The 5,071-nt window shown below is 69.1% G+C and carries 3 protein-coding genes and 1 riboswitch; of the genes, 2 read left to right on the top strand and 1 reads right to left on the bottom strand.

Annotated features, from left to right (window positions below):
* Positions 1-239: 239 nt before the first annotated feature.
* Entirely contained in the window at positions 240-1,205 is a 966-nt protein-coding gene (locus HOQ08_RS14875; RefSeq protein WP_291196618.1) for a glutathione S-transferase family protein, read from the top strand.
* Between the two features lie 217 nt (positions 1,206-1,422).
* Here the strand turns inward: HOQ08_RS14875 and ahcY are convergent, their stop codons facing one another.
* Positions 1,423-2,862 carry an adenosylhomocysteinase gene (gene ahcY / locus HOQ08_RS14870; protein ID WP_291196615.1) on the bottom strand — a complete coding sequence of 480 codons (1,440 nt, stop codon included), beginning with the start codon at positions 2,860-2,862 and terminating at the stop codon, positions 1,423-1,425.
* A gap of 38 nt (positions 2,863-2,900) precedes the next feature.
* A riboswitch (S-adenosyl-L-homocysteine riboswitch) is annotated at positions 2,901-2,994 on the bottom strand.
* Positions 2,995-3,088: 94 nt separating this feature from the next.
* Here ahcY and HOQ08_RS14865 point away from each other — a divergent pair.
* Positions 3,089-5,071, top strand: a 1,983-nt coding sequence (locus tag HOQ08_RS14865; protein WP_291196612.1) for a phosphoenolpyruvate carboxylase, incomplete at its 3' end; no start/stop codon positions are given.

Here is a 5,071-nt window from a genome sequence, read left to right as displayed (position 1 = left end):
ACTCAAAGCTGATCGCCGGCATCGGTGGCCTCCTGCGGTGCGTGGCCGGCATTCTATACGTTCATCGCGATAAAGCGATAGATGACTGGCAGGCGACTTCGGGGATGGGGGCGGCGACGGCGCGCGGGCAAGCGCTCGGTCGCCCATGCCGAGGCTTGCGGGAGCATGCCCGCGAGCACGGACGACTTGTTCGCCGCTGGTGCAACCCCATCACCAGGCGACATCACAAGGAGCGTCCCATGATCGAGCTGTACAAGCTGCACTGGTCGCACTACGTGGAGAAGGTGCGCTGGGCGCTGGACTACAAGCGGCTGGATTGGCGCGGCATCGACATCGTCGCCTTCACCAAGCGCGAGATGAAGCGCTTCGACTGCGCACAGACGGTGCCGCTGATCCACGACACCGCCACCGGCGTGGCGATCAGCGATTCCTCGCCGATCATCCGCTACCTGGACGACACCTATCCGGAGCATCCGTTGCTGCCCGCAGACCCGGCCGGGCGCACATTGGCATGGCGCTGGATGGTGACGCTCGATTCCACCCTGGGGCTCAACGCGCGGCGGCTGGGCTACACGCAGGTGATCATGGAGTGCCCTGGCATCCTGTCGAAGCTCTTCATGCCCCAGGTCTGCGGCGGCCTGTTCACCCGGCCCGTGCTGCGCACGCTGGCGGCGCCGGTGCTGGGCACCATGCTGGCGTTGCGCTTCCGCTTCCACCGCAATCGCCAGGACCGCGTCTACGAACAGCTCGAGGAACAGCTGGTGCCCATCGCCGCGCGGCTGGAGCGGCAGGGCTTCCTGGTCGGCGGGCGCTTCACCGCGGCCGACCTGACCCTGGCCTGCCTGCTGCGGCCGCTGCGCATCGTGCCGCACTTCGCCCATCACCCGCGCTTGCAGTCCCTGTTCGCGTGGCAGGAGCGGCTGTTCCGCGAGCACGGCCGCGATGCCGCGTTCCCTTACGAAACGCTGCTGGCCGAGCATCGGCAGCGACGCGGCAGCGTGCGCGGACGGGTGGTCTGGCTTGCGCCGGACCGGCCCTTGCCGGCGGGCGATGCACAGCCGCTGCCGCTGGAATCGGCGCGCAACGACATCCACGAGGTCAGCCGCTGGCAACTGCTGCCGGCGCTGCCGGCCTACTTCAGTCTGCGCTGGTCGGGCGCGATCAAACGGATGCCCTACGTTCCTGCGGCATGGCCAGCAGGCTGATTCGACGAGCCGCAACGCGCGGGACCTACGAAGCCTTCCCCTCCGGGGAGGCAGGGTGAGGACGGGCGCTCACGAAAATGCACGCCGGGCAGGCTTCAAGATGAGCTGAAGAAAACGCCATGGTTGCGACGGACAAAAAAGAAGGGCCGCATGGCTGCGGCCCTTCTTTCCGTGGGGCAATGGCTTCCCTTGGGACTCGCCCAAGGAAGCTCGAGGCTCAGTAGCGGTAATGCTCGGCCTTGTACGGGCCTTCCACCGGCACGCCCAGGTACTTGGCCTGGTCGGCCGTCAGCGTGGTCAGCTTCACGCCGATCTTTTCCAGGTGCAGCCGCGCCACCTCCTCGTCCAGCTTCTTGGGCAGGATGTAGACCTTCGGCTCGTACAGGTCCTTGTTCGCCCACAGGTCGATCTGCGCCAGCGTCTGGTTGGAGAACGAGTTGGACATGACGAAGCTCGGATGGCCGGTGGCGCAGCCCAGGTTCACCAGGCGGCCTTCGGCCAGCAGGAACATCGAACGGCCGTTCTTGAAGGTGTACTTGTCCACCTGCGGCTTGATGTTGGTGCGCAGGGCGCCCGAGGCGTTCAGCGCGTCGACCTGGATCTCGTTGTCGAAGTGGCCGATGTTGCAGACGATCGCCTGGTCCTTCATCGCCTGCATGTGCTCCAGGCGGATCACGTCCTTGTTGCCGGTGGTGGTGACATAGATGTCGCCGCGGCCCAGCGTGGACTCGACGGTGTTGACCTCGAAGCCTTCCATCGCCGCCTGCAGCGCGTTGATCGGGTCGATCTCGGTGACCACCACGCGCGCACCGTAGGCGCGCAAGCTGTGCGCGCAGCCCTTGCCGACGTCGCCGTAGCCGCACACCACCGCGACCTTGCCGGCGAGCATCACGTCCATCGCGCGCTTCAAGCCATCGGCCAGCGACTCGCGGCAGCCGTACAGGTTGTCGAACTTGCTCTTGGTGACCGAGTCGTTGACGTTGATCGCCGGGATCAGCAGCGAGCCTTCCTGCGCCAGCTGGTAGAGGCGGTGCACGCCGGTGGTGGTCTCCTCGGAGACGCCCTTCCAGTCGCGCACCACGGTGTGCCAGTAGCCCGGGCGTTCGGTGTGCACGCGCTTGAGCAGGTTCTTGATCACCTGCTCCTCGTGGCTGCCCGAGGCGGTATTGACCCAGTCGCTGCCGTTTTCCAGCTCATAGCCCTTGTGGATCAGCAGCGTCACGTCGCCGCCGTCGTCCACCACCAGCTGGGGGCCCAGGAAGCCGCCCTTGCCGTCGGGGAAGCTCAGTGCGTCGAGCGTGCAGTCCCAGTATTCCTCCAGCGTCTCGCCCTTCCAGGCGAACACCGGCGTGCCGGAGGCGGCGATCGCCGCGGCGGCGTGGTCCTGCGTGGAGAAGATGTTGCACGAGGCCCAGCGCACGTCGGCGCCGATGTCGCGGAGCGTCTCGATCAGCACCGCGGTCTGGATCGTCATGTGCAGCGAGCCGGTCACGCGCACGCCCTTGAGCGGCTGCTGCGGCGCGTACTTCTTGCGGATCGACATCAGGCCAGGCATCTCGTGCTCGGCGATGTCGATCTCCTTGCGGCCGAAGTCGGCCAGGGCGATGTCGCGGATCTTGTAGTCCGGGCGGATGGTTTCTTTGCTGACAGCGTTCATGGTTTCTCCGGTTCGAGGCGACGGGTAGGTCACGTCGAGGCAACCGGGCGCCGTTGTGGTACGGGCCGCGCCGAGCCTGGCCGGATCTTGCGGGTGATGCCCGCAACAACGGTCGCAGCGCCCCTCGGCGGGCCGGGGAAGGGGCCATTGTAGCGTCACGCCGTCACGATTGTGTTGCGGCGCATCATCTTTGGTTAGTCTTGCCTGACGCCACCGGAGAGCCTTCATGGAAGCCAGCCGCGACGATTACCTGCCGCACGACGGCCCGCTGCGCGAGGACGTCGGCAAGCTCGGCCGGCTGGTCGGACGGATGCTGGCCGAGCAGGGCGGCGAGGCCTTCTACCAGCGCGTGGAAGCGGTGCGCCAGGCGGCGATCCGCCGTCGCCGCGAAGGCGAACCGGTGGCCGCGCTGGCGCAGGCGCTCTCGGGCCTGGGCACCGACGAGGCCGAGGCGCTGGCGCGCGCCTTCGCCACCTACTTCCAGGTGGTGAACATCGCCGAGCGGGTGCACCGCATCCGCCGTCGACGCGATTACCAGCGCGAGGGCGGCGCGCCGCAGCCGGAATCGCTGCTGGACACGCTCCAGCGCCTCAAGGCGCAGGGGGTGGACGCGGACGAACTGCTGGGCTGGCTCGCGCGCCTGTGGATCGAGCCGGTGTTCACCGCCCATCCCACCGAGGCGGTGCGCCGCTCGCTGCTGGAGAAGGAGCAGGCGATCGTGCGCGCGCTGGTCGACAGCTTCGACGCCGGCCGCACGCCGCAGGAGCGCGCGGAGGACGAAGACCGCATCTATATGGCGCTATCCACCGGCTGGCAGACCGCCGAGGCCTCGCCGGTGCGCCCCACCGTGCAGGACGAGCACCATCATGTCGGCTTCTACCTGGCCAACCCGCTCTACCGCATCGTGCCGGCGCTGTACGAGGCGATGGCCGGCGCCCTGCAGGCGAGCTACGGCGTGGCCGCGCCGCTGCCGCGCCTGCTCGGCTTCGCCAGCTGGGTCGGCGGCGACATGGACGGCAACCCCAACGTGGGCGCCGACACCATCGCCGCCAGCCTGGCCACCCAGCGCGCGCACGTGCTGGAGCACTACATCGCCGACGTCGCCGCACTGGCGCGGCTGCTCAGCCAGACCGAGGGGCGCGTGGCGGTCGATGGGGAACTGATCGCGCGCCTGGCCGACTACCGCGCGCGTTTCCCGCGGGCGGCCGCGCGCATCCGCCCGCGCCACGCCGACATGACCTATCGCTGCCTGCTCACGCTGATCGGCGCAAGGCTGGAAGCCACCGGCGGGAACGGGCATCCGGAAGCCTACCGGTCGACCGGCGAACTGCTCGATGACCTGCAACTGGTCGAGCGCAGCCTGATCGGCCACCGCGGTCTGCATGCCGGCGCCTATGCCGTGCGGCGGCTGATCTGGCGCGTGCGCACCTTCGGCTTCCATCTCGCGCGGCTCGACGTACGGCAGGATTCGCGCGTGCACGACGACGCGCTGGCTGCGCTGCTGGGCGATGCCGGTTGGGCCTCCCGCGACGAGGCCGAACGCGCAAAGCGCCTGCAGCCCTATGCGGGCGGCCGCATGGCCTTCGCCGCCTGCGACGACCCCGCCGCCGTCACCCTGCGCGACGTATTCGTCACCTTGCACGACGCACGCACGCGCTACGGCACGGACGCTGCCGGCCTGTACGTCATCAGCATGGCGCGCTCCGCAGCCGACGTGCTCGCGGTGCTTGCGCTCGCCCGCTACGGCGGCCTCGCAGCGGCGCCCTCTCCCCCGGCAAACGCCGGGAGAGAGGGCTGGCGAGAGGGGGAGGCCCTTGCTGCGACCAGCGCCCACTTTCCTGGGGGCCCCGGCTCCTCATCCGCCCCTTCGGGGCACCTTCTCCCCGAGGGGGCGAAGGACCAGGGAGTGCCCCTCGACATCGCTCCCCTGTTCGAGACCATCGACGACCTCCGGCACGCCCCCGCCACCCTGCGCGCGCTGCTCGCCGACCCGGTCTACCGCACCCATCTGCAATCGCGCGGCGACCAGCAGTGGGTGATGCTCGGCTATTCCGACAGCGGCAAGGACGGCGGCACGCTGGCCTCGCGCTGGGCGCTGCAGCGCGCGCAGGTGGAGCTTCTCCAGGTGGCGAAGGAGGCCGGCATCCGCCTGGCCTTCTTCCACGGCCGCGGCGGTTCGGCCAGCCGTGGCGGCGCGCGCATCGCGCCG

It is taken from the genome of Frateuria sp. (genome assembly GCF_013362045.1).
In the GTDB taxonomy this organism is placed as follows: Bacteria; Pseudomonadota; Gammaproteobacteria; order Xanthomonadales; family Rhodanobacteraceae; genus Frateuria_A.
This window is presented reverse-complemented; position numbering and strand designations above follow the sequence as displayed.

Bases quoted from the DNA above. Each gene is read 5' to 3' on its own strand.
- ahcY (WP_291196615.1), bottom strand. From the start codon at position 2,862: ATGAACGCTGTCAGCAAAGAAACCATCCGCCCGGACTACAAGATCCGC.
- HOQ08_RS14875 (WP_291196618.1), top strand. From the start codon at position 240: ATGATCGAGCTGTACAAGCTGCACTGGTCGCACTACGTGGAGAAGGTG.